At 62.4% G+C, this 22,481-nt stretch carries 21 protein-coding genes; 4 read left to right on the top strand and 17 right to left on the bottom strand.

Features of this window, described 5'->3' with window-relative positions; translation table 11 throughout:
- Window positions 1-2: 2 nt before the first annotated feature.
- Window positions 3-1,574: a KpsE/RkpR family capsule polysaccharide export protein gene (locus tag BUC08_RS20405; RefSeq protein ID WP_224769558.1), complete on the bottom strand. Its 1,572-nt coding sequence runs from the start codon at window positions 1,572-1,574 to the stop codon at window positions 3-5.
- Between the two features lie 124 nt (window positions 1,575-1,698).
- Between BUC08_RS20405 and BUC08_RS20400 the strand changes: the two genes are divergently transcribed.
- A complete protein-coding gene (locus tag BUC08_RS20400) occupies window positions 1,699-2,526 on the top strand; it encodes an ABC transporter permease (RefSeq protein WP_081780684.1) in 828 nt (275 codons plus the stop codon).
- A gap of 12 nt (window positions 2,527-2,538) precedes the next feature.
- On the opposite strand, the gene BUC08_RS20395 is transcribed toward BUC08_RS20400, so the two are convergent.
- The 5 genes from BUC08_RS20395 to BUC08_RS20375 form a co-directional block, all read right to left on the bottom strand.
- Window positions 2,539-3,327, bottom strand: a complete 789-nt coding sequence (locus BUC08_RS20395) for a Stf0 family sulfotransferase (RefSeq protein WP_037930680.1) — start codon at window positions 3,325-3,327, stop codon at window positions 2,539-2,541.
- A complete protein-coding gene (locus tag BUC08_RS20390; protein WP_051694656.1) occupies window positions 3,324-5,672 on the bottom strand; it encodes a glycosyltransferase family 2 protein in 2,349 nt (782 codons plus the stop codon). Before BUC08_RS20390 ends, BUC08_RS20395 begins: the two co-directional genes overlap by 4 nt.
- Before the next feature lie 324 nt (window positions 5,673-5,996).
- Complete coding sequence (tcuB, locus tag BUC08_RS20385; protein WP_037930683.1) at window positions 5,997-7,055, bottom strand: tricarballylate utilization 4Fe-4S protein TcuB; 1,059 nt, start codon at window positions 7,053-7,055, stop codon at window positions 5,997-5,999.
- Window positions 7,045-8,439, bottom strand: a complete 1,395-nt coding sequence (gene tcuA / locus BUC08_RS20380) for an FAD-dependent tricarballylate dehydrogenase TcuA (RefSeq protein ID WP_037930686.1) — start codon at window positions 8,437-8,439, stop codon at window positions 7,045-7,047. The genes tcuB and tcuA overlap by 11 nt, the downstream gene beginning before the upstream one ends.
- Window positions 8,436-9,119: a GntR family transcriptional regulator gene (locus BUC08_RS20375; RefSeq protein ID WP_037930689.1), complete on the bottom strand. Its 684-nt coding sequence runs from the start codon at window positions 9,117-9,119 to the stop codon at window positions 8,436-8,438. The genes tcuA and BUC08_RS20375 overlap by 4 nt, the downstream gene beginning before the upstream one ends.
- 77 nt (window positions 9,120-9,196) lie before the next feature.
- Here BUC08_RS20375 and BUC08_RS20370 point away from each other — a divergent pair, with 77 nt between their 5' ends.
- Entirely contained in the window at window positions 9,197-10,252 is a 1,056-nt protein-coding gene (locus BUC08_RS20370; RefSeq protein WP_081855474.1) for an AbrB family transcriptional regulator, read from the top strand.
- Here the strand turns inward: BUC08_RS20370 and BUC08_RS20365 are convergent.
- The 6 genes from BUC08_RS20365 to BUC08_RS20345 all read right to left on the bottom strand — a co-directional run bounded on the left by BUC08_RS20365 (window position 10,227) and on the right by BUC08_RS20345 (window position 16,498).
- Window positions 10,227-11,201, bottom strand: coding sequence for a D-2-hydroxyacid dehydrogenase family protein (locus tag BUC08_RS20365; RefSeq protein WP_037930750.1), 975 nt, complete (start codon window positions 11,199-11,201; stop codon window positions 10,227-10,229). The two genes, BUC08_RS20370 and BUC08_RS20365, sit on opposite strands and share 26 nt — an antisense overlap.
- A gap of 13 nt (window positions 11,202-11,214) precedes the next feature.
- Complete coding sequence (locus tag BUC08_RS24840) at window positions 11,215-11,376, bottom strand: hypothetical protein (RefSeq protein WP_169741857.1); 162 nt, start codon at window positions 11,374-11,376, stop codon at window positions 11,215-11,217.
- A gap of 9 nt (window positions 11,377-11,385) precedes the next feature.
- Window positions 11,386-12,201, bottom strand: a complete 816-nt coding sequence (locus BUC08_RS20360; protein WP_037930691.1) for a universal stress protein — start codon at window positions 12,199-12,201, stop codon at window positions 11,386-11,388.
- A gap of 1 nt (window position 12,202) precedes the next feature.
- Complete coding sequence (locus BUC08_RS20355; RefSeq protein WP_037930694.1) at window positions 12,203-13,291, bottom strand: 4-oxalomesaconate tautomerase; 1,089 nt, start codon at window positions 13,289-13,291, stop codon at window positions 12,203-12,205.
- A 16-nt stretch (window positions 13,292-13,307) separates the two neighbouring features.
- Window positions 13,308-15,338, bottom strand: coding sequence for a tripartite tricarboxylate transporter permease (locus BUC08_RS20350; protein WP_037930697.1), 2,031 nt, complete (start codon window positions 15,336-15,338; stop codon window positions 13,308-13,310).
- 83 nt (window positions 15,339-15,421) lie between these two features.
- Window positions 15,422-16,498 (bottom strand): type 2 periplasmic-binding domain-containing protein, encoded by a 1,077-nt coding sequence (locus BUC08_RS20345; protein ID WP_037930700.1) that lies wholly within the window; start codon window positions 16,496-16,498, stop codon window positions 15,422-15,424.
- A 148-nt stretch (window positions 16,499-16,646) separates the two neighbouring features.
- On the opposite strand from BUC08_RS20345, the gene BUC08_RS20340 reads away from it, so the two are divergent.
- The gene (locus BUC08_RS20340) at window positions 16,647-17,318 is read left to right on the top strand and encodes a response regulator transcription factor (RefSeq protein WP_037930753.1); all 672 of its coding nucleotides are present in this window, start codon (window positions 16,647-16,649) and stop codon (window positions 17,316-17,318) included.
- Between the two features lie 46 nt (window positions 17,319-17,364).
- Window positions 17,365-18,705: a sensor histidine kinase gene (locus tag BUC08_RS20335; RefSeq protein WP_234973782.1), complete on the top strand. Its 1,341-nt coding sequence runs from the start codon at window positions 17,365-17,367 to the stop codon at window positions 18,703-18,705.
- 63 nt (window positions 18,706-18,768) lie between these two features.
- Here BUC08_RS20335 and BUC08_RS20330 read toward each other — a convergent pair whose 3' ends face one another.
- The 5 genes from BUC08_RS20330 to BUC08_RS20305 all read right to left on the bottom strand — a co-directional run bounded on the left by BUC08_RS20330 (window position 18,769) and on the right by BUC08_RS20305 (window position 22,378).
- Window positions 18,769-19,179 carry a type II toxin-antitoxin system VapC family toxin gene (locus BUC08_RS20330; protein ID WP_037930703.1) on the bottom strand — a complete coding sequence of 137 codons (411 nt, stop codon included), beginning with the start codon at window positions 19,177-19,179 and terminating at the stop codon, window positions 18,769-18,771.
- Window positions 19,179-19,421, bottom strand: coding sequence for a type II toxin-antitoxin system Phd/YefM family antitoxin (locus BUC08_RS20325; protein ID WP_037930707.1), 243 nt, complete (start codon window positions 19,419-19,421; stop codon window positions 19,179-19,181). The genes BUC08_RS20330 and BUC08_RS20325 overlap by 1 nt, the downstream gene beginning before the upstream one ends.
- A gap of 148 nt (window positions 19,422-19,569) precedes the next feature.
- On the bottom strand, window positions 19,570-20,184 hold the full coding sequence (gene scpB / locus BUC08_RS20320; protein WP_037930714.1) for an SMC-Scp complex subunit ScpB: 615 nt from the start codon (window positions 20,182-20,184) through the stop codon (window positions 19,570-19,572).
- 2 nt (window positions 20,185-20,186) lie between these two features.
- Window positions 20,187-21,071: a DUF1403 family protein gene (locus tag BUC08_RS20315; protein WP_037930718.1), complete on the bottom strand. Its 885-nt coding sequence runs from the start codon at window positions 21,069-21,071 to the stop codon at window positions 20,187-20,189.
- A gap of 716 nt (window positions 21,072-21,787) precedes the next feature.
- Window positions 21,788-22,378, bottom strand: a complete 591-nt coding sequence (locus BUC08_RS20305) for an NAD(P)H-dependent oxidoreductase (protein WP_037930722.1) — start codon at window positions 22,376-22,378, stop codon at window positions 21,788-21,790.
- Window positions 22,379-22,481: the final 103 nt, after the last annotated feature.

Genomic DNA, 22,481 nt, shown 5'->3' with positions numbered 1-22,481 from the left:
GCCTACTTCCGGTCCCGCAGCGCATAGCCCAGCAGCGTGAGGATGCCCCAGGCCAGGAACAAGAACAGCGTGGTCAGGGCCAACAGGATGCCGCGTTCGGGAAAGCGCGAGGTTTCCGCACGGGTCGGCAACACATGCGCCGCCAGATAGCGGCTCTTGCGGCGCGCTTCGGCCTGGCTGGCGTCAAAGGCGGCCAGCGCCGAAATATAGGTGCGTTCGGCAAATTCGCGGTCCACCACCAGACGTTCATATTCGCTGACAAGATTGGCAAAGACCTCGCCCACCTGCGCGTCGCCGCCCAGACCCATTTTCTGCCGTTCGGCGGCAATCCGGTCCTGGATCACCTCGACCCGGCGCTGCGCCTGTGTCAGCCGCGGGTCGTTGTCGCGGGTGGTGTCGCGCAGGATATCAAGGTCGATCAGCGACTCGGCCAGCTGCCCTTGCAAGGTGCCCAGCAGACCGGCCTGCACCTGCGTGTCCTGCGAGGGGTCGACCATCTGGTTCGCATTGCGGAATCGGGTGATCGCCTCGCGGGCCAGCTTCAGCCGCTCGACGGCAGTTTCCAGCTCTTCGCGGGCATAGCGGATCGCATCTTCGCGGGCGATGGCGCTGAGGTTGTTGATCATCTCGCTGGAGCGGTCGAACAGCGCCTCGGAAATGGCAGTGGCGTCATCGGGATCAAAGGCCAGCGCGCGCACATCGATCAGCCCGGCACCGCTGTCATAGGTGATCGTCACCATCCGTTCCCAATAGGCCATCAGATCCTCGATCGAGCCGCCGGGATTCAGCCGGAACCACGGATCATCCGGGGCCTTGCCCCAGATCGCCCACAGGTCGATCTCGTCATTGATGTCGGCCACCAGCCGCTGACTTTGCAGAAACTCGTACAGGATGTCTGTGTCAGATGAACTTGACCCGGACAGCGCAGTGATCCCGCCCAGGATTTCCACGGCCGACCCGACCTCTTCCTTGCGCACCGAAAAGCCCACGCTCGAGGCATATTGATCTGCCGCGCGCGTCCACAGATAGGCGGCAACAATGCCCGCAGGCAGGGCCACACAGATCAGGAACGACAGCAGCACGACCCAATGGCGGCGCTTGGCGCGGGCGGCGGCCACCGGCGGGCGCGGCGCGGGACCGGCAGCGGCGGATTTCGCAGGCTGCGCCGCATCGGGCTGGACCGCAGCGGGGGCGGGGCTGGGCGCTTGTGCCGGCTTTACGGCCTTGGCCTCTGCCTTGGCTTCGGCCTTGGCGGCTTTCTTCTTGGCGTGTTTCTCGGCCTTGGCGGCGCGGGCGGCCTTCATCTCGGGCGAGCGTGGCGGACCCTGCGGTGGGCGAACTCCCGCCGGCTCCAGACCCGTCGCCGGTGGCTCTGCGCCGTCCGACCCCACCGCGGGTGCCGGGTCTGTCTTGGTCCGTACCGCGGGCCCCGCCCCGATCCGGCGCGGCTTTTGCGCAGCCTCGTGGTCCGGGCGCGCCGCCGTTTGCGGGTCGTTTGCGTCAGAAGAAGCCTTGTCAGCGCCATCGGTAAGGCGGGCAGATCGGTCGGATTCAGATTTCGTGGAGTCGGACACGCGGCCCCCCTGCGGGATGATTGTGACTTGGTTGCGATTGGTACATAATATCTGTGTCGAACACCAGAACCGATGCGCCCGGTTCCGCTCTGTCCTCTTCCGTCTCCAGCCATGCAAGGCCACCATGACAACGCTGACCGACCCCACGCCGCCGCAGACCCCGAAAAAGCCGCGCAACAAGACCCTGCGCGCCTTTCCCACCCTGCGCACCGTCGTGGCGCTGATGCTGCGCGAGATGTCCACCACCTATGGCCGCAGCCCGGGCGGCTATCTCTGGGCGATCCTCGAACCGGTGGGCGGCATCGCGATGATGACCCTGGTGTTCTCGCTGGCCTTCCGGTCGCCGGCACTGGGGGTCAACTTTCCGATCTTCTACGCCACCGGCATCGTGCCCTTCATGCTGTTCAACAACATGACCACGAAGCTGGCCCAGTCGCTGACCTTTTCCAAGGCGCTGCTGGCCTATCCCAATGTCACCTTTGCCGATGCGCTGATCGCGCGGTTCCTGGTCAACCTGATCACCCAGCTGATGGTCGGCTATGTCATCTTCATCGGCATCATGACGCTTTTCGAAACCCGCACCCGTCCCGATCTGGTCACCATCGTCGAATGCTACCTGATGGTATCGGTGCTGGCGGTGGGGGTTGGCACCATGAACTGCTACCTGTTCAACGCCTATCCCGCATGGCAACGGACATGGTCGATCCTGACCCGCCCGCTGTTCATCATCTCCTGTATCTTCTTTCTCTACGAAACCATTCCACAGCCCTATCGCGATTACCTGTGGTGGAACCCGATGGTGCACGTGGTCGGGCTGATGCGGCGCGGCTTTTACCCGTCCTACGACGCGCCCTATGTCAGCTTTGTCTATGTCTTTGCCCTGGGCGGCGGGCTGTTTCTGGCCGGGCTGCTGATGCTGCGCAAGCACCACAAGGACATTCTCTACAACTAGGGAAACGCCTGATCAGAGACTGTTTATGCCCGCCTCGCGCAGCACCTGTGCGCGGTAGGCCTGTGCAAACTCGGCATTCAGCGCATCGGCCTGCTTTTTCACCGTCGGCACACGCGGCACCCAGTCGGGGGCCTCGACCCCGCAAAAGCCGAACAGGCGGCGGACATAGGTGGCCGGGTCATGCATCACCTGCTCGTAGCTGATCTGCATCCGCGGCAGCGCCGCGGCCTGTGCCAGCAGGCCAATCATCGTATTGGCCGCCTCATGGGACTGCAGGATGCTTTCGATCAGCTTGGGCTGAAAGGTCGGCGCAGCGCCGTTGCCGGTCTGGTGGCTGGTCCATTTTTCGGTCTGGCGCGCGATCGACAGCGACACCGCCTGGGCCAGCGCATCCTCGCGCAGGATATGCACCACCCGTACGCCGCGAAACATCGCCCCGATGTTCCAGCGCAGCAGCATGGCGATCTGGTCATAGGACCCCTTCAGCCCCAGCGCCTGCCCCCGCAGACAAATGCGCGCCTGCAATCCGGCGATATAGTCGGGAAAGCTGTCATAGCCGTGCTCGGCCGACTGGTTGGCCACAACATCGTGGTTCAGATATTCGCCAAAACCGGCCAATTGCCCGGTCTGGCGCAGATAATCCGCCAACAAATGCGACCCGCATCGGTTTGTAAAAGCCATCAGGATCAACGGCTTGTCGAACACCGGCGCGGTGCCTTCGAAACGGACGCGGCTGCCAAACTGGCGCTTGATCGTGGTTTCGTGCCGGCCGGGCGTGCGCAGGGATTTCAGATAGCTCATGTTACGTCCTCTTTGCGCGGCTCTAGCAGATGCGCGACCACCCTGTCGATATCCGCCCCCGGTTCAATCGGGTGCCCGTTGGCAGCATTCCGCACCGCGTCACCCTGCGCGCCCAGATCAAAGGCAAAGGTCGGAAGACCCGTCGCCAGCGCCTCGTGGGTGGTAAAGGAAAACGTCTCGGGCCAGATCGACGGCACCAGCCAGCAGGTGATGCCATAACGCGCCACCAGATCGGGGATCTCGGAGACGTAATAGGGGCCGTGCTCAATCCCGCCGCGCCCTAGCCGGTGCCCCGGCGCCATGCGCCCGATCACCACCATCTGTCCACGCTTCAGCCTGCGGCTGAGCGCGGTGACCACATCGGCCCCCTTGTGGGCGTTGATATTTCCCAGCACCCCGATCACCGGCGGCCCGTCGGGGGCAGTCACCGGCAGGACCGGATGCACCAGCTGGTGCGGGGCTACGGTGATATTGTGCAGATCGGGATAGGCGCTGCGCAACAGCCGCGCGGCAGCCTCTGAGAACACCTCAACAGTCTCTGATGCGGCCAGAAACGGCCCCCAGACCGCCTGCCAGTCGGCCAGCGACAGGCGGCTGCCGTCAGGACGGCGCAGCCGGTCGAAACGCCCCTCGGCCCCCGGCTGCGGCACGCCGCGAAACATCCCCTGCCCGTCCAGCAGCGTATAGGCGGGGCTGATCGGGAAATAATCGTGCAACAGCACCCGCATCCCCTGCCCCTTCGCAATCTCGCTCAGGAACGCGGGGATCTGCACTGGATCGGGATCACCCACCGCACAGGAATAGATCACCTCACGCTGTGGCAAAATCTGCAAAAGCCGCCGTGTCAGAGCCGAATCCTCGGTGCCACCGCGCACCACGCCATTGGGGGTATAGACCTCGATCTCCCAGCGATAGGCGCTGCCCACGCGCAGCACCACCGCGACCCCGTCTCCGGCAATGCGCCGCTGCAAATCCGCCTCGGCGCCGCCGCCCATGTCATGGGCCAGATAAATCCGCACCCTGCCCTGTTGCCCCGCCCAGGCCAGCGCCAGCGCCAGACGCGGCGCCAACAGCGGATCGCTGCCGATAAAGTCCTGCACATCCTGATCAAAGGTCGGATAGCGTTGCGACAAAATCGCGGAATTGGCCAGCAACAGTCTCTGTTTTTCCTCTGACCCGAACGAAGTGCCGCCGCGATGTTCCACGAACAGCGCAGGCTGCGTCAGATGCCGCGCCCCCATGGCCAAAGCGCGTCTGCACCAATCCACCTCTTCGCCGTAACCCCGGCCAAAGTCTGTATCGAACAACCCGACCCGCTCCAGCCAGTCCGCCGCCAGCGCCATGCAGAACCCCACGCCAGTGGGCAGGTCCGCCTCTTCGGTCGGCGCGGCCAGCGTGCGGGCCACCGCGTCGATGGCATCCCCCTGCCCCTGTGCCAGATCCAGCCGCTGACACAGCACCGGCACCGACATCAGCTCGGCATCGTTGGACATCGGCGTGACCGAGGCCACCGCAGGATCGGCCAGCGGCGCGATCAACCGGCTGGCCCAGCCCTGCGGCACGAAGGCATCCGAATTCAGCAACACCACCGGATTGCCGTATTCCATCGCCAGCGTCAGCCCGCGATTGACCGACCCGATAAAGCCCAGGTTCCGCTCATTCTCCAACAGCGTGACATCATCCCTGTCCGCCGCCCAGTCGCGCAGCCAGGGCCGCACCTGCGGATCGGGCGAGGCGTCCTCGATCAGGATCAGCCGCCACGGCAGATCGGTGTGCCGCTCCACCCGCTCCAGCGCCTCTTGCAGCATGTCAAAGGCGTTGTAGACCGGCAAAACGATGGTGATCCCGCTCTGTGGGTCGGGCGCTGTCCCGGTCGCAAAAAGCGGCGTTTGCAGTTCCAGCGCCGTGGTGGTCGGGGCAAGCCCGAACAGGTTGCGCACGGTGATCCGCGCCGCCGGATCGCGGTCGCGGAACCAGCGCAAGGCAGGCGGCACCGCCCGCACGCCGGTGGTGACAAAGGGCGCCAGCAGCGCAGTGCGCGCGGCGGTGTTCTTCCAGGCGGCAAAGGGGCCAAATGGCAGGGTTATGGTGTCTTCCCCCCGCCGCAGGACTACCGTGCCCCGCGCCCCCGGCACAAATGGCAACTCGGCCCGCAACAGGTCGTCGCGCCTGCGGGCCTGCCGCGTCGCCTTGCCCAGGCTGACCTGCGCGGCCTCGGCATCGCTGTCGATCTCGACAATCATGCGCCCCGCCTGCAGCCGCATCTGCACCGGCCCGTGCCGTTGGCGCAGACGGGTGTGCTTCGCGGCATAGCGGTGAAACAGCGGAATCAACCGGCCCAGCATGACCGCCCCTTGCGCCAGATGTCTGGACCTGCGTTCAGAACGCCACCGGCGTCGGCCTCAGACATAACGGTCAGCACATCCCACAGATTCAAGCCGCACCCCTGTGGCCACGCCCATAGCATTGGGGGCCGCGTCGTTGTTGAAATACAGCCGTTTCAGGGCAGGACGGTTTGCGCACATTTGCTTGCTCGACTTATGTTCGCTGTTTTTTGGCAGGATACAGCAAACCCCCGCAGATGAAAGCAGGATGCACGACTTCCGATCCGCACGCGCAAAGATTGACCCATCGACAGGATTCGTCGCATCGGGCGGCAAACGCCGCCCTCATTGCCTTTGCGAGTCAGCAGCCAGCGCGGCAAGCCTGTAGAACCCGTGCGCCATCTTGGTAAAAGGCGTCAGCAGGAACAGGGCCAGAACCGAACCCAGATGCAGCGCCAGCAAGACAGGCATCGCAGCCGTCTGGCCAAGACCATAAAGAACAAGCCCAGACAGACCGACAAAGCCCAACAGCCCGACAAAAGCGATCTCTCCACCAAAAGCCCCCTGCGCACACAGCGAAGTGTCGGCGCGCAGTTTCAGCCGGACCATCTCGACGCAGCCCACCACCAGCAGCAGCCCGCCGGAAACACCCAACAGCTTGGGCAGGGACCACAACGGATAGGGTGCTGGCATGTTCAGCACATAGTGCATCACGGTCGCCACGCTGGTCGATGCAAAGCACAGCAAGAAGCCGTACATAACCGCCTGATGCGCCATCCTGCGCCCCTGTGAAAACCGGTCCTCGTCCTCGAAATTGCACCCGTCCCCGTGGCCGCCCTTGAGGTTTCTCATGTTGGCCGCCTGACCGAAGGCCCGAACAAGATGCACCGCTTTCAGCCGCTGCGCCCCGACCTGACGCCAGTAACGGCGCAGACTGATTGCGATGCTGAACAGCGGGAACAGAAAGGCGGGCAAAAAGATTGCCACCATGGCGTTGTGCGAAAGCACCGCATAAAACCCTTCGCCGCCCTGGGTTGCCAGCGCCCGCACCGCCCAGAACAAAAGCGCAAAGCCGATGACCGCAGCCAGGGCGATCATGACACCGCTCTTTTGAAAGGCTTTCCCCGCCGCGCGTGGAAACGCCAGGTCTTCCCAGCTGTCCTGCCGGACATTGGCCAGCGCCTGCGGCAGGTTCAGGTTGAACTCATGTGGGGCGGTGTATTGGCAGGCGTAATAACAGCCCCGACAATTGTGGCAGAGGTTCGCCAGTTGCGTCAGGTCGCCATCGGAAAAGGCACGTTCCGCATGAAGCGCCGGAAAGACCGAACAATAGCCTTCGCAGTAGCGGCAGGCGTTGCAGATTTCCGCCTGACGTCTGGCCTCCTGAAGAAGATCAGTTTGCATGGGCTGCGGCCTCCTTGCCTGCGATACGTCCAAAGACGGTGCCAATGGTCATGCCGAAACCGGCAAGATACCCCTGCCCGAGGATCGAACCCGCCATCGTCTCTCCGGCGGCCCACAGGTTCCTGATAGGGCGGTCGCCGATGGCGCATTGCGCGTTTTCGTCGACCTTCAGCCCGAGATAGGTAAAGGTGACGCCCGTCCTCAGCGAATAGCCGTAAAAGGGCGGCTCGGTGATTGGCCGCGCCCAGTTTGTCTTGGGCGGGGTCAGACCCGTGGTCGCCACGCCGTCCAGTTCGGTGGGGTGAAAACCCGACGTGTCTCCGCAGGCGGCATTGAACGTGGCAACGGTCTCAGCCAGCGCCTCGGCGGGCAGGTCCAGCTTACCGGCCAGTTCCTCCAGCGTGTCGGCCTTGATCGGTGGAAAGACCGAGGGCATGAACAGGTTCAGCGATTTCGCGTCAATGATGACATAGCCCACCTGATCGGGCTGCGCGGCCACCAGCCGGCCCCAGATCGCATAGCGCTTGGGCCACACGTCTTCGCCCTCATCATAAAACCGCTCCGCGTCCTTGTTGACCACGATCGAGAAAGGCACGCAGTCCAGCCGCGTGACGATACCGCCGTCGAATTTCGGCGCGCGCCCGTCGATGGCGACCGCATGACATTGCGTCGGGTCGCCTACCTGCGCGATGTCCTGCGCCAGCAGGTCCGCCAGCACGACGCCGCGGTTATAGGGGGTGCCCCGGATCAGGAAATTCCTGGCCGCCGGTCCCCAGGCTCGGGCCAGCCAGTCGGTGTCCGCCTGGAAGCCCCCCGAAGCGACAACGACAGATTTGGGTGTGACACGATGTGTCTGGCCATCGCGGATATAGTCGACATAGTTGATGCGATCCTCGTCCAGCTCAAGGTGCGTCACCAGCGCCTCGTAAACCACTTCGACGCCCAGACGTTCGGCCGTGCGGTAATAGGCATTCACAAGGCCCTTGCCGCCACCAAGGAAAAACGCGTTGGTGCGCGCCAGCGAGAGTGTGCCGGACAGCGACGGCTGAAACCGGACCCCGTGTTCCTCCATCCAGGGTAGGCACGCCTCCGAGGTCCGTATCGCAAGGCGCGCCAGGCCTTCATGCGTCTTTCCCCCCGTCACCTTGAGCAGATCGGCGAGGTATTCTTCTTCGGTATAGCTGTCCACCAACGGGCCCAGCGGACCCTGATGCATACAGCGAAAATTGCGGGTGTGGCGGGAATTTCCCCCCCGATAGGGTTTGGGCGCGGCTTCGAGGATCAGAACCCGCGCGCCTGCCTCCGCGGCGGTGATGGCAGCACAAAGCGCTGCGTTGCCACCACCGATGACGACAACGTCGGGGTTGGTCCCGGCGGGTGTCACAACAGATCTCCGTCAAAGCCGGGCGCGCGGTCGGGCAGCGCGCGCAAGGCCCGCACACGCACCCGTTGCGCGGCCTCGATATGGGCGCGCATCACCGCCTCGGCCAGCGATCCGTCGCGCACCTTGATCGCGTCCAGCACGCCGAAATGTTCCTCCACCGCCTTCTCGGCGCGGTCCGGCTCGGTCAATGTCGTCGGGCCCAGGATCATCAGCGCCTTTTGCAGCGTGTGGATCGACTTTGCGAGAAAACGGTTCTTGGCGGCGTCCAGCAGGGCGGCATGAAACTGTCGGTTCAGCACAAAGGCCTCCGGGCCGTTGCCCGCCACGGCCATCTGCCTGTTCATGTCGATAAGCTCTTCGATCTCGATATCCGACGCCGCCCGCGCCGCCAGTCGCGCGGCGGTGCCTTCCAGGACGGCCCGCATTTCGTACAGCTCCATCACCTCCGCATAATCCAGCGTCCGTATCGTGGCGCCCTGACGCGGGACGTGGGTGACGATCCCGTCCGCTTCAAGCTGGCGGATCGCTTCGCGCACCGGGGTGCGGGACACGCCCAACCGCTCTGCCAGCTCTGTTTCACGCAGCCGGTCGCCGGGGTTCAGGCGCCCCTCGCGCAGTTCGGCCAACAGGCGGACATAGGCGGCATTGCCCTGTGATGTGCTGTCTTCATCCGTGGTCATAAAAGCTTCCCGACTACCTTGTATACATTTGGATACAAGAGTATTCAAGGTGAGGTCAAGAGAGTCGGGAGTCGGTTTTGCGCAAACATTTTTTGAATCAATCCCTGCACCAGCGCGGCCTGACCATCGCATTGGCGGCATTGGGGTCGGCGCTGTTCTGGCTGCTGGACCTGCCCTTGCCGTTCCTGTTCGGACCGATGGCCTTTTGTCTCGCGGGGGCCTTGGCGCATTTTCCGCTCAGGGGGTTCGGGCAGGTCTCCGTGGCGGCCCGAACCATCCTCGGCGTCGCCGTGGGCGCCTCGATCACGCCGCAGGTCATTGCCGAACTGCCCCGGATGGCGGCATCCGTTGCCCTGATCCCCCTCTTCATCGCGCTGATCGCACTGGTCGGCGTGCCGTTCTTCCGCAAGCTCTGGGGATTCGATGCTCCCACGGCCTATTACGCCGCCATGCCCGGCGGCCTGCAGGACATGGTGATCTTTGGCACCGAGGCGGGGGCAAACCCGCGCACGCTGTCGCTGGTCCATGGCACGCGGGTGCTGATCATCGTGACCGTCGCCCCCTTTATCCTCAGCCATTTCTACGGCGTCGGCCTGACCAACCCGATCGGCGCGCCGCTCAGCGACCTGCCCCTGCATGAGCTGCTGATCATGGTGGCCGCGGCCTGGATCGGCTGGAAAGGCGGAGAGCGCATCGGCCTCTTTGGGGCGTCGATCCTGGGCCCGATGATTCTCACCGCGATCCTGTCCCTGACCGACGTGATCCACGCCCGCCCTCCGGCCGAAGCGATCCTGGTTGCCCAGTTTTTCATCGGCAGCGCCATCGGCGTCCAGTTTCTGGGCGTGACATGGGGCGAACTGACCCGCGTTGTGGCCGCTGGCGTCACCTATGTGCTGGTGCTGGCGGTGCTTTCGGCGGTCTTTGCCGGCATCGTCACGGCCTTGGGCCTGGGAAACCCGGTCGCGGCCTTCCTTGCTTTTGCCCCCGGTGGGCAGGCTGAAATGACGGTTCTGGCCATCGTGACCGGCGCGGACCTCGGCTTTGTCATCACGCACCACCTGACGCGGATCGTCATCGTCATCGTTGGCGCACCGGTGCTGGCCGCGGTTATCGCCCGTAGACGGAGGGGTTGACCATGTGGATCGGCGCGCCCGCTGCATAGGCGTTCACCTGCTCGAAGATATCAGCGAACTGCTTGTCGAATTCGTCTTCGGTCACGAAACCGATATGCGGCGTTGCAATCAGGTTTGGATGCGACAGCAGCGGATCAGCCGGATCCAGCAGCGGCTCGGTGTCGAAGACGTCAATCGCCGCCATGCCGGGGTGACCTTTGTTCAGGCCGTCCAGCAATGCCCCCGGCGCGATCAATCCCGCGCGCGACGTGTTCACAAGAACCGAACGGGCCGACATCTGCGCCAGGTCCCGGGCGCTGACAATGCCCCGCGTCGCAGGTGTCAGGCGCAGGTGCAGCGACACGACATCGCTCTGTGCGAAAAAGGCGGCCCGGCTGTCTGCCACCTGCCTGCCATCGGCGGCGGCCTTTGCCCGCCCTGCGTCCGAACCCCACCACTGAACTTGCATCCCGAAGGCGCGGGCATAGTCCGCCACCACCTGACCGATGCGCCCGTAGCCATAAAGCCCAAGCGTGCGGCCCCGCAATGTGCGCCCCACGCCCATCTGCCAGTTTCCGGCCTTGGCGCTGGCCATCTGCTGCGGCAGTTGGCGCATGGCCGCAAGGATCAGGGCAAAGGTCAGCTCGGCCGCAGCAAAATTCGCCCCGTCCGCGCCTGTGCTCGAACACAAAAGAACGCCCTGATCGGTGCACGCCTCCACATCAACATGCGGCCAGACCCCGCGCTGCGAAATCAATTGCAGCTTTGGCAGCCGTTCCAGCAATCCCCGCGAAACCCTTGTCCGCTCACGAAACAGCACGACGCATTCCGCCTCGGACAGGCGCGCGGCCAGGGCGTCCTCGTCCGGTTCGTGATCGGTCCAGACCGTGACATCATGCCCCTCCAAAAGCCGGAAACAGGGCAGGCTTCGCAGCGTGTCGAACCAGTCATCAAGAATGTGAACCTTCATGCGCCGCATCCCGCTAACCTAGAGCCGATAGCGCCTTGATCGCCCGGCTGACCCGCTCATGCAATATCTTCAGGTCGCCATTGTCTATCGTGTCACAGTCAATGCGCTGTGACAGATCCTTGCGGATATCTTCCAGTTCACGCCGCAGGTGGCTGATTTTTTCGTAATCGCTCATTCGATATTCCTAGTGAGACAACAAAACGGGGATGTCGATCTGTGACAGGACATCCGAAGTGACACCGCCAAGCAGGTCTTCGCGGAACTTGGAATGTTCAAACGCGCCGAGCACCAGGAGCGACGGCCGGTTCCTCTTGCACCAATTGACAAGAGTTGTCGCAACGGGTTGCGATTTGGGCCACTCGTGATGAATGGCCTCGACCCCGTGACGGGCAAGATGCGTCAGCAGATCGTCAATCGGCCAGCCCGAGCGCGGTCCGACGGTCAGGACATCAACCCGCCCGGCCTCTTCAAACAGTCGCAGGCTGTCCGACAATGCACGGGCCGCTGAACGGCCACCGTCCCAGGCCAGCGCGGCGTGGTTCAACCCGCCGCCGCCGTCATAGTCCGCGGGCACCACCGTCACCGGACGCCCCGACAACAGCGCAATCCGGTCCGGGTGCAGTGTAACATGCGCGTCGTCCGTATCCGCATGGCTGCCGACAATCAGCATGTCATAGTGGCGGGCCGCCTCGGACAACACAGAGTCCACGCGCCCCGTCACCTCTTTGAGCTGCAACGCATTGGTCAGCCTGAGCGCGGTCCGCTCTGCCTCGAATTTCGCCTCGATCTCACGCAGGATATCCGTGTTCGCGGCCTCAAGCAGCGCCAGCGCCTCTCTTGGAATCCAACGTGAACGCTTGTCGATCACCTCGTGCGAGCTATGGGCCAGCATCGCCGTGACATGCGCACCCAGCCGATCCGCAAGCGACGCCGCATATCGAAGCGCCGCGACAGAGCCGTCAGAGCCATTGAAGGCCACCAGAAGATTCATCATGGGCATGTCAGTGACCTTTCATGACTGAGGCGGGAACATAGAGGTGTCCGTCCGCCAGCTTGCGCGCCGTACGCAGCAGCCCGGCGGAATTGAGCGTGAACCGGTCGGTCAAATCGAAATCCACCAACACTTCGATGGTGCCCGACGCGTGCTCCAGAACCACATTGGCCGGACCTTTTATGGGTCGTTCCAGCAGGCCATCGGCCACGGTGCCAGGGGTCAGCGCGCAGGATGCGAGGCATTGCGACCCGGTGACCGCCATCGAGGGATGGGTCGTCCACGGCATGAAATAGCGGGTGCAGATCGTTCCGCCCTCTCGCGCAGGGGCGAGCAGGCCGAACTTTGGTGTCACGGATTGCGAAACATCGCCCATGCCCATTGCCGCCCCCGCCTTCAGCCGCACCGCTTCCATCCGCGCAAAGAAATCGCGGTTTGCGTCCAGTTCCTCGACGGTTTCATAGCCGGTCAGACCAAAATCCCCGGCACGGGCAATAACCATCGGCATTGCGACGTCCATGCAGGTGACCTCGATCCCGTCGAATGTATCGCGCAGGTGTCCCGTCGGAAGGAAGGCACCTGTCGACGACCCGACCACGCCCATGAAGCTAAGCGAAATGGGCGCTGCCGCACCGGGAACGCCTGCGATTTCGGTGTCACCGTCATAGCGCAGGACGCCCCCCGGCGTCTGGACGCGTGCCACCACCCTTGCCCCGGTGTTGACGGCACGGATTTTCACCTCGGTCTCATCCCCCGTCGGGGTGATCAGACCCATTTCAATCGCGGCCGGGCCGACACCCGCCAGGATGTTGCCGCAGGTCGGCTTGAAGTCCACCAACCGGTCCGCGACCGAGACCTGGGCAAAGAAATAATCCACATCCGCCCAGTTGTCCTCGGAGGGTGAGAGCATGGCGACCTTGGTGGTCACCGCCACGCCCCCGCCGATGCCGTCGATGTTGATCGCATGGCCTGCACCGATGGCGGCCATCAGCACTTCGGCCAATGTCTCGCGGTCCCCGGGCAGGTCGGCCCGGTTGAAATAGGGACCGCGCGAAGTGCCACCACGCATGAAGATGAAGGGAATACCTGTCTGTGTCATAGCTTGTCCCTCGCGATCATTTCAGCGGCCAGGGCAGATCAACGGCGTCCTGCAACAGGCCCGGCGGAAAATCGCGGTTCAGAGAACCCGCCATGACGCACATCAGCGCGATACCGCAGGCTGTCAGGATCAGCGTTTTGGGCCACGGCGCCTGTGCCCGGACTCGCAGGAAGGTCACGAGGAAGCCGAACAGCGCCAGAATGAAACCCAGCACATAGGTCGCGGCGATCAGGCCGACGAACCAGGCAAGCGTGCTCCAGAGCCCATAGGGCGCATCCGCGTCTTCACCGGCCGATTCCTTGTCGGAAAAGATCGCGTCGTTCTCGTTCCGCAGGATCATCTGCATCAAAAGCACCAGCAAGGCGGCCAGCGTGACGCCTCCGATCACCAAGGGTACGATCTTGTCGGTCATGTTGAAATTGGGGATCAGGCTGGCGTTGATCAGCGCCGTCACGACATAGGCCGTGATGACCAGCAGAAAGACAACCGGCGCCCGTTTGGAACCGGACTGCACATCACCCTCGGCCATGATGGTCTTGGCCTGCCGCAGCCCCATGACAACGGACACCACGGTAACCACCAGCAGAACGATCACGATGGGCGAGAAGATATAGCTCAGACCTTCCTCAAAGGACTGGCGGAACCGGAAGGATGCGATCTGATAGGCCTGGTTCGAGAATTTCTCGACCGGGTCGGACAGCACGAAACCGATCAGGAAGGCAGGCCGCGACCAGTCAAAGCGCCGCAGGAAGATGCCGATAAGCCCGATGGCGAAAAGCGCGAGGATGTCCTCGAAGTTCTGCCCCGACTGGAACGCCGCAAAAGAGATCAGCATGAACAGGAATGGCGCAAGATAGGTAAAGCGGATGGTGGTCAGGCGGGCAATGCCACCCGAAATGCCAATGCACAGCAACGTGCCCACCACATTGGCCAGCGCCAGCAACCAGACGATGGAATAGGTGATGTCCAGATTGTCACGCAGCATCGACGGTCCGACCTCGATATCGCCGGACCCCAAAAGTGCTATGGCACCGATGAAAATCGCCATGGACCCCGAACCGGGAATACCAAAAAGCAGCGTCGGGACGAGCCCGCCACCCTCCTTGGCGTTGTTCGAGCTTTCCGGCCCGATCACGCCGCGGATTTCGCCTTTGCCAAAGTTTGATTTGTCCTTGGTGGTCTGCACCGCATGGCCATAGGCGATCCAGTCCACGACCGAACCACCCAGACCGGGAATCACGCCGACCAGCACGCCAATCAGCGAACAGCGCACGGACAACCACTTGTTGTCTATCCAGTCGCGCACACCGTCCATCCAGCCCGCACCGAGCGAGGCATCCTTCGAGATGGACCGGTCCTGCCGCAGCAGCGACACAATCTCAGGCACGGCAAAGATACCCAAGCCCACGATGACCAGCTGAAACCCATCCATGAGATAGGGGAAATCATAGCTCGCCATGCGCAGCGACCCGCCCGCATCGGCAACGCCAATGGTGCCGATCAACATGCCCAGGCCCGCTGCCGCAAGGCCTTTCAACGCAACCCGTCCGGCAAGAACCGCAACCATCGACAGGCCAAGGATCGAAATCATCAGCATTTCGGGCAGGCCGAAAGCCAGTACCAGCGGCCGCGCGACGACAATGAAAAGCGTCAGGAAACAGGCACCGACCAGCCCCCCGAAAAGTGAGGCCGTGAACGCCGCCGACAGGGCTCGTGCAGCTTGGCCCTTGCGGGCCAGCGGAAAGCCGTCAAGCACCGTCGCCTGGGAGGCGGAAGAGCCGGGAATGCCCATGAGCACGGAAGAAAACGTGTCCGACGTCGGAACCACGGCGACCATCCCGATCATCAGCGCCAACCCGTAAACCGGCTCCATGCCAAACATGAACGGCAGCAGCAGCGACAGACCAGCGATGCCGCCGAGGCCAGGAAAGACACCCACGGCAAGTCCCATGACGACGCCAAGGACAAGGTAGCCGAGGACGACAGGTTGCAAAATCAGAGCCCATGCGTCGGCAAGCGCCGGCAGGGCGGTCGCGAAGAGTTCCATCGCACCGTTCTTTCTGTTGAGTTTTCAGTAAGAAGGAAGTGAGCGGGACCCGACCTGAAAGGTAGGTCCCGCGGGGGCGTCGATCAGTTGATCGTTACGCCGTACGCTTCCTTGAGCCAGTTAATGACATAGGCCTTTGCGCCGTCCGAAACGGTGGTCGCTTCCTTGGTCGCTTTCGCAGCGCCTGCGCCAACGAACATCGGGTACTGTCCGACCTCATTCTTCGAGATCTTGGCAAAATCGGGATGCGACCGAACCGCCTCGAACGCAGCGACATAGGTGTCGGTCACCTCTTGCGATGTCCCCTTGGGCAGGAAAGCGATCTTTTGCGACGGGAAACCGGCAATAAAGAAGGCTTTCCAGGAATCCCAGGCCTCGCCGCTGGTTTCGCAACCCTCGGTCGCTTCGCAGACTTCCTTGAAAGTCGGGATGTCCGGGAAGGTCGGATCACGCACGATGTTGCCGTCCTCATCCAATGCGCCCCAGGTCATCATCGCGACGGCTTTTCCCTGTTCAACCAGATCTGCCGAGGCCCCGATATAGCTTGACGAGGTCTGGTAATCGATCGTCGCCTCGCCACGCTCGAACATCAGGCGTCCGTCACCGCGTCCCTTGATGCCAAAGACCGGCTCGACGTTCATGCCAAGCATTTTCCATGCCAGCAGCGGCACGATGTCCAGACGGGTCGCACCTTGCGAACCAAAGATAAAATCAATGTCCTTGAGGTTGTTGGCAGAACCGTCAAATTTCGCGCCATCCGTGGGGTTCAGATAGGCGACGCCGCCGGTGCCGGACGCCATGACGGGCACCCAGTCGGCATATTCATAACGCACGCGCGGATCATCCAGCAAGTAAGGAAACTGTGTGGACCCCGAGGTACCGAACAACAGCGTACCGTCCCCGTCTTCCTGCTCCTGGAACCAGTTGGCGCCCTTGGTCGATCCCGCGCCCGGCATGAATTTCACCACAACCGTGGGATTGCCTGGCAATTCCTTGGACAAAAGCGGCGCAAAGAAGTTCGCCCATTTCGCCGAACCACCGGTTTCCGAGAACGGAATGACCCATTCGACTGTCTTGCCGGACAGATCGACTTCGGCCAGCGTCGGCCCTGTCATGAGGGCGATTGCGGCAGCCGAGGCTGCGAGTGTCTTGATGGTCATTGGTATCCTCCCCGAGACCTTTTCACGCCAGCCATTCGATCGGCGCGATAGATGTTACTTATCAAAGGGACTGATTCCCTCCTCCAACCATGGCAACATGCCGTTCCAACCTTGCGTGAAACTTGCGCAATATGACAAAGAAGTAATCATGCGCATTGCAGTGATCGAAGATAACGAGGCCCTCGCGCACGGAATTGCATTCCGCCTGCGGGACCGGGGGCATTCTGTCGATCTGTTGCGCGACGGGGCCGAAGCTGACGCGTTTCTCGCACAAGAAGGTGCGGACCTCGTCGTTCTGGACCTGAACCTGCCCGGCCTCGACGGGATCGAAGTGCTGCGCGCCATGCGCCGCCGTGGCGACGGAACGCCTGTGATCCTGCTGACCGCGCGGTCGGAAACGGCGGAACGGGTGGCGGGGCTGGACGCCGGTGCGGACGATTACCTGACCAAGCCGTTTGAAATGGACGAACTCGAGGCGCGGCTGCGCGCCATGGCGCGGCGCAAGAACCTCGACTTCACGGAACGTGACAATCTGGGCCCGCTGGTCTTCGACAGGACCGGACGCCAGATCCTGCTGGACGAACAGCCGCTCGATATTCCGCGCAAGGAAATCGCCACGCTGGAATGCCTGCTGGAACGGCGCGGGCGACTTGTGTCTAAGTCGCAGCTGATTAACCATGTCTATGGCATCGGGTCGGACGCCGACGACAGCGCCATTGAGCCGCATGTGTCGCGCCTGCGCAAGCGGCTCGAACCCTTCGGAATACGGATCAAGACGGCACGGGGGCTTGGCTACATGTTGGAAATCGATGCCGTATAACCGGCGCAGAAAGGTCGCACGAAAGGCCATCTCGCTTCGACTGCGGTTGTTCCTTGTCATTCTGCCACCGCTGCTTGTCGTTTCGGTCCTGCTTGGCCTCTGGCGCTACGAAGTCGCACAGCAAACATCAGAAGAACTGTTTGACCGCAGCCTGCTGGCCGCTGCTTTGGCGATATCACGGGACATCACGATTTCCGACGGGGATGCACTGTCGCCCAGCACCCGCAATTTCATCTCGGACGCGGGCGGAGGCGAGATTTTCTACCACGTCACCGGACCCGGCGGATACTACGTGACCGGCTATGCCTATCCGCCACGCGCCGCCGAAGTCCCGGACCGCGATGAGCCAAGCTATTACGTGGCCGATTACCGGGGCGAAGAGATGCGGGTCCTGCGCATGGTCGAAAGCCGCACCATCGACAACCTGTCCGGCGATACGATCGTTACCGTCTGGCAGCGGGTCAGCGACCGACAGGCCTTTGCCCAAGAACTGGCCTTGCGGGCCTTTGCACTCGTGGCCGGGCTGATGGCCGCGCTGGCCCTGGTGATCTGGTTCGGGGTCCAGATCGGTCTGCGCCCGCTGAACGACCTGCAAGAGGCCATTCACCAACGATCACCCGATGACCTGGGTCGCATTCGCCGCCCCGTGCCCGAAGAGGTTGCAGGTGTGGTGTCCACCCTGAATCGCCTGCTCGGCCAGATGCGCGACAGCATCGAGGCGCACCAGGCATTTATCTCGGATGCCGCGCACCAGTTGCGCAACCCGACCGCCGCGCTGCTGGCTCTGGCCGAAACCCTGCCCGACGTCCGGGACGAAACAGAACGCAATGCCCGGCAAAACGAACTGATCGCCGCCGCCCGCGCTTCGGCGCGCTTGACCGACCAGTTGCTGCAGCTCGAAAGGCTGCGCTACGGCAACAACGGTCCGGTGACGCGCTTCGATCTGAACCAGGTCGTCAAGGAAGTCTGCGAGGCGATGGTCCCCACCGTCCTGACCCGCGATTTGGATTTCACCCTGGACCGCTTTGACGGCCCCCTGATGATGGACGGCGATCCGCTGCTGATCGGCGAGGCGTTGACCAACCTTGTCGAGAACGCCTTGCGCCACGGCGGGGACGGGATGACGCAGATCACGGTGCAGACCAAGCGCACGGAAAACACGATTGTCGTCATGGTCGAGGATGACGGTCTCGGCATTCCGCTCGATCAGGCAGAAACCGCCTTTCGCCGGTTCTCGCAATTGCGCAACGGTGAAGGGGCCGGCCTGGGGCTGGCCTTTGCCCAGCAGGTCGTGTCCCGGCACAATGGACGTGTCCGTCTGGTCGAAATCGGCAAAGGCACGCTTGTCCGCCTTGACCTGCCTGCAGCGGCGGAAGATCCGGCCTGAACTTGCAATCAAGAAACGGTCTTGCTCCCCCGTGAATGGTTGGGGTTTCCGGTGCTGGTGCCCCTAAACAGGTTCGAAGGGGTTCTCGATCGACACACCCGTTAGCGCGAAATCTCTGACATTGCCCGTGACGATCACCGCCCCGTGCCGAAGCCCTGTCGCCGCGATCATCAGGTCTGCGCCGGCATGTCCGATCTTGACGGAAAGCTGACCCCAAATACGCGCATCTTCAGCATCAAAGGAAAGCAGCCTGTCCGAGAACAAGGTCACCGTACGATCAAGCCAGACACGCAGATCATGTGCAAAATCCGGGTCCCGTGTTTCCTGCTGGCGGATGCCACGCTCTATCTCGCCAAGGGTGATAACGCTGAGGAACAGGTCCTGCTCAGGCTTCCCGCGCAACCACGCCTCCACCTTGGGCGCCCGGTCAGGCCGACGCACTGCTGATATGACGTTGGTGTCGAGAATATACATCAAAAGTTCACATCCCGCAGCGCGGCCTGGGCCCGTGGTATGTCTTCCCCCGGAAATGCCATCAGGTGATCGGCAAAGCTTTCCCGTCTCTGAACAGCACTTTCGACCAGCCGATGGTATTCTTCAGCCGACAGTATCACCACCGCAGGCTTGCCCCGTCGGGTGACCTCTTGCGGCGTGCCGGCAAGAGCCGCGTCAACAACCGCGCTGAACTTGTTCTTTGCATCTTGAAGGGTCCACATGACTTTGCTTCCTGTCTAGCTACATAGCTAGATGTGTGGCGCCTGCGCCTGTTTGTCAAGGTCCACAGACCCGACGGCACAGCTCGCAGATCACGCCCGACGTGACCTGCCGCGACAGTTGCGTGCAAACGCGATCGCGGACACCGCCTTAGCTGGCGCTGACCTGCGGCGGCTCGACCACAATACCCGCATCTTCCAGTTGCTCGCGATCCGGAAGATCGCGCAGGCTGTCCAGACCGAAGGCGACCAGAAACTGCTCGGTCGTGACGAATGTATAAGGCGCCCCGCGTCGCGGTGCGCGGGGGCCGGTGCCGATCAGATTTCGGGCATACAAGCGACCGATCAGATCGCGGTTGATGTCCTTGCCAAAAATATCTTTCAGCCCGTCGCGGCTGATAGGCTGATGATAGGCAATGGCTGCCAGCACCGCGACGTCAAAGTCGCTCAGGTCCAGCAATTGCCCCCCAACATCCGCAGCCGCGCGGATCGCGGGCGCAAAGGCAACCCGTGTTCGGAACATCCATCCCCCCGCGACCTGGGTAATTTCAAATGCCCTACCTTCCAGATCGACGGAAAGGTCCTCGATCAACAGGTCGACCGACACCGCCTGCCCCACCACACGCGCCAGATCCTCGCGCGGCACAGGAGAGGAACTGGCGAAAAGCACCGCCTCGATCCTGCGCATCCATTCACGCCAGCGCAGGTCCGGCGGCAATTCGGTCAACTCGCGGTCAAACTCAGGCGCTGGTCGATCCTCGGCCATCGTTACACCCCGTACAGCCGGAAAGTGTCGCGCCCGGTCAACTCATGCACCGCACCAAGGTCCACCAGCCGGTCGCAAAGCCGCCGCGCCGCGCGATCTGGCAATGGCAGGGCTGAAGGGGCGACAGCGTCACGGGTCAGGAACATCTCGACCGCATCCCCGGCCCCTTTCGCCCGCAGCTTTGGCGCGACCGCTTTCATGTGCGCGGCACGACGCGACAGGTCGGCAGCCTCTCGCGTTGTCTTGACAACCGCAGCGACAAACGCCCGGTGACAGCGCCTGCGCAGGTCTTCTCCACGCGTTGCCAGATCGGCGCGCGTCAGCCCGCACGCCAAAAGCGGCACCACGTAATCCCACCCAAGCATCTGCGCCAAAGCGGCATCCGCGAGGATCAGCGCCGTGACCTCCGCGCGCGGTGTCTCTTGCAGAACAGCCTCCAGCACCATCGCCGCGCGGGTCACCGGTCCTCCCTGCCCTGCATCAAGCCATGCTCCGATCTGCCCGGGTTCGACCGACGGCAAAGCCCGGTGCAATCCCCTGATCGAAACCGGCCGCTCGACCGCGCGCCGCCAACCCAGATAGGTCTCGCCCGCAGGGCCGGGCAAATCACCCGGACGCATCAGGTGAATGGCATCACGCAGTTCTTTTGCCCGTTCGGAACGCCCGGAGAAAGAAAGACAAATCTCTGCCGCGTGCAGCGCGAGGCGTTCCCGCAACAAGGCTTGAGGGACGTCATTACGTCTTAACACATCATGCAGGTGACCGAGCGCGGCACCTGACAAAAACGCTACTTCTTCGATTGTTTCTGCACGCGCAGAGGTGATCCAAAGCGGCAGATAGCCTATAGTATCAAGGCCGGAGAGGTGCGGGGCGCAAGCGGATTTCATAATCCGAGCCTATACCGCAACGGCGCTTACCACCAGAAAATTGCGGCCAGAGCGCCCCACCTTATATTTCCTCTTTATGTCTGATAATTCGAGCGTCGGTCGCAATGGACGCGGTCAAATCCGCTACGGTTTTCAGCGGCAAAGCCCCAGCCCTGCGCGTATCGGTCTCGCCACGAAACCTCTGGGTTTCTCCAACAGGTTCAGCAATTCGACCAATTGCACAGGAGTGTTCAGTTGAGATGTCTCTTGTTTTCTAGTGACTGATCCCGTTCCTGTATCTCTGCCCAAGAACAACATTTCCATCTATGCGAACGCATTACGCCCCACTCGTTCACGCCGGAAATATTACGTCTGACTGTAAATTTCCGTGCAGAAGAACCGGGGCTGCGGACAAAAAGTGGGACTATCTTTGAAACTGCCCCGGCAATCCGGCACGCCCATCGTTCCGAGTGCCCGAGCAGGGACCTCGGACGGGCGACCGTCTCGCGCTTCGCGGCAGGCATAACCACTTTATCGAAACCAGCTCCTTCATCGCCGCCGTGTCCGGCATCTGCTCGGCCAGCAGCGTCTCAAGCCTGGCGTTTTCATCCCCAAGCACCTTCATCCGCTTCTCTTGCGACACCATCAAGCGACCGAAGGCAGAGGAAAAATCCCGTGGCAGGACGAACCAAGCGTAAAGGCCGCAAGTCAGTCACAACCTCGCGCGGGGCTCCGCATCAATTGACAAGCTTACCGGCATATTCCACCAAGCGTTTGGCTTGAAATGCCACCGATTTCTTCCCGGTCTCGTCCAACGCGCCAGGCGTGCAGGAATAACCATATGGGTTGCCACCGTCTTCGAACTTGATGGGGTCGGCGTATCCGGGTGGAACGATGATGGCACCCCAGTGCATTGCGGTGACGTAAACAGATTGGATGGTTGCTTCTTGTCCGCCATTCGTGTTTTGCGCTGAGGTCGTCGCGGTAATGACCTTGTTTGCCAAAGCACCCGACTGCCACAATGGACCGAGCGTATCTACGAATGCGCGGAACTGGCTGGCTGACACGCCAAACCGGGTTGGCACAGACACGAAATAGCCATCCGCCCACTCCATGTCATCGGGCGTAGCCTCGGGAATATCTTGCATTTTTTCCAGCTGGTCCCGCCATGCTTCCTGACCGTTAATAACCTCCGCTGGTGCAGTTTCCTTGCAGCGGCGCAGCCTCACCTCAGCGCCAGCGGCCTCGGCAGCACGGGCGGCTTCCTGCGCCACGCCATGATTTGTGCCATACGTCGAATAGAACAATACAGTGATCTTCGGAGCCATGATGGTTTCCTCTCTTTGTTACCTCTTGGCAAACGGGTGGTGAAGACAATGGTTCCATAATCCAAGGGCGCGGTGATGACCGTGTTGTTCCCAGCGTCCGAAA

The organism is Pseudosulfitobacter pseudonitzschiae (assembly GCF_900129395.1).
Classification (GTDB): Bacteria; Pseudomonadota; Alphaproteobacteria; order Rhodobacterales; family Rhodobacteraceae; genus Pseudosulfitobacter; species Pseudosulfitobacter pseudonitzschiae.
This window is presented reverse-complemented; position numbering and strand designations above follow the sequence as displayed.

What these genes read in the sequence shown, in the direction of transcription:
- BUC08_RS20345 (WP_037930700.1), bottom strand. Translation starts at nt 16,498, where the DNA reads ATGACCATCAAGACACTCGCAGCCTCGGCTGCCGCAATCGCCCTCATG.
- BUC08_RS20365 (WP_037930750.1), bottom strand. Translation starts at nt 11,201, where the DNA reads ATGAAGGTTCACATTCTTGATGACTGGTTCGACACGCTGCGAAGCCTG.
- BUC08_RS20350 (WP_037930697.1), bottom strand. Translation starts at nt 15,338, where the DNA reads ATGGAACTCTTCGCGACCGCCCTGCCGGCGCTTGCCGACGCATGGGCT.
- BUC08_RS20315 (WP_037930718.1), bottom strand. Translation starts at nt 21,071, where the DNA reads ATGAAATCCGCTTGCGCCCCGCACCTCTCCGGCCTTGATACTATAGGC.
- BUC08_RS20400 (WP_081780684.1), top strand. Translation starts at nt 1,699, where the DNA reads ATGACAACGCTGACCGACCCCACGCCGCCGCAGACCCCGAAAAAGCCG.
- BUC08_RS20375 (WP_037930689.1), bottom strand. Translation starts at nt 9,119, where the DNA reads ATGACCACGGATGAAGACAGCACATCACAGGGCAATGCCGCCTATGTC.
- BUC08_RS24840 (WP_169741857.1), bottom strand. Translation starts at nt 11,376, where the DNA reads ATGAGCGATTACGAAAAAATCAGCCACCTGCGGCGTGAACTGGAAGAT.
- BUC08_RS20355 (WP_037930694.1), bottom strand. Translation starts at nt 13,291, where the DNA reads ATGACACAGACAGGTATTCCCTTCATCTTCATGCGTGGTGGCACTTCG.
- BUC08_RS20395 (WP_037930680.1), bottom strand. Translation starts at nt 3,327, where the DNA reads ATGAGCTATCTGAAATCCCTGCGCACGCCCGGCCGGCACGAAACCACG.
- BUC08_RS20330 (WP_037930703.1), bottom strand. Translation starts at nt 19,179, where the DNA reads ATGTATATTCTCGACACCAACGTCATATCAGCAGTGCGTCGGCCTGAC.
- scpB (WP_037930714.1), bottom strand. Translation starts at nt 20,184, where the DNA reads ATGGCCGAGGATCGACCAGCGCCTGAGTTTGACCGCGAGTTGACCGAA.
- tcuB (WP_037930683.1), bottom strand. Translation starts at nt 7,055, where the DNA reads ATGCAAACTGATCTTCTTCAGGAGGCCAGACGTCAGGCGGAAATCTGC.
- BUC08_RS20390 (WP_051694656.1), bottom strand. Translation starts at nt 5,672, where the DNA reads ATGCTGGGCCGGTTGATTCCGCTGTTTCACCGCTATGCCGCGAAGCAC.
- BUC08_RS20325 (WP_037930707.1), bottom strand. Translation starts at nt 19,421, where the DNA reads ATGTGGACCCTTCAAGATGCAAAGAACAAGTTCAGCGCGGTTGTTGAC.
- BUC08_RS20340 (WP_037930753.1), top strand. Translation starts at nt 16,647, where the DNA reads ATGCGCATTGCAGTGATCGAAGATAACGAGGCCCTCGCGCACGGAATT.
- BUC08_RS20360 (WP_037930691.1), bottom strand. Translation starts at nt 12,201, where the DNA reads ATGCCCATGATGAATCTTCTGGTGGCCTTCAATGGCTCTGACGGCTCT.
- BUC08_RS20305 (WP_037930722.1), bottom strand. Translation starts at nt 22,378, where the DNA reads ATGGCTCCGAAGATCACTGTATTGTTCTATTCGACGTATGGCACAAAT.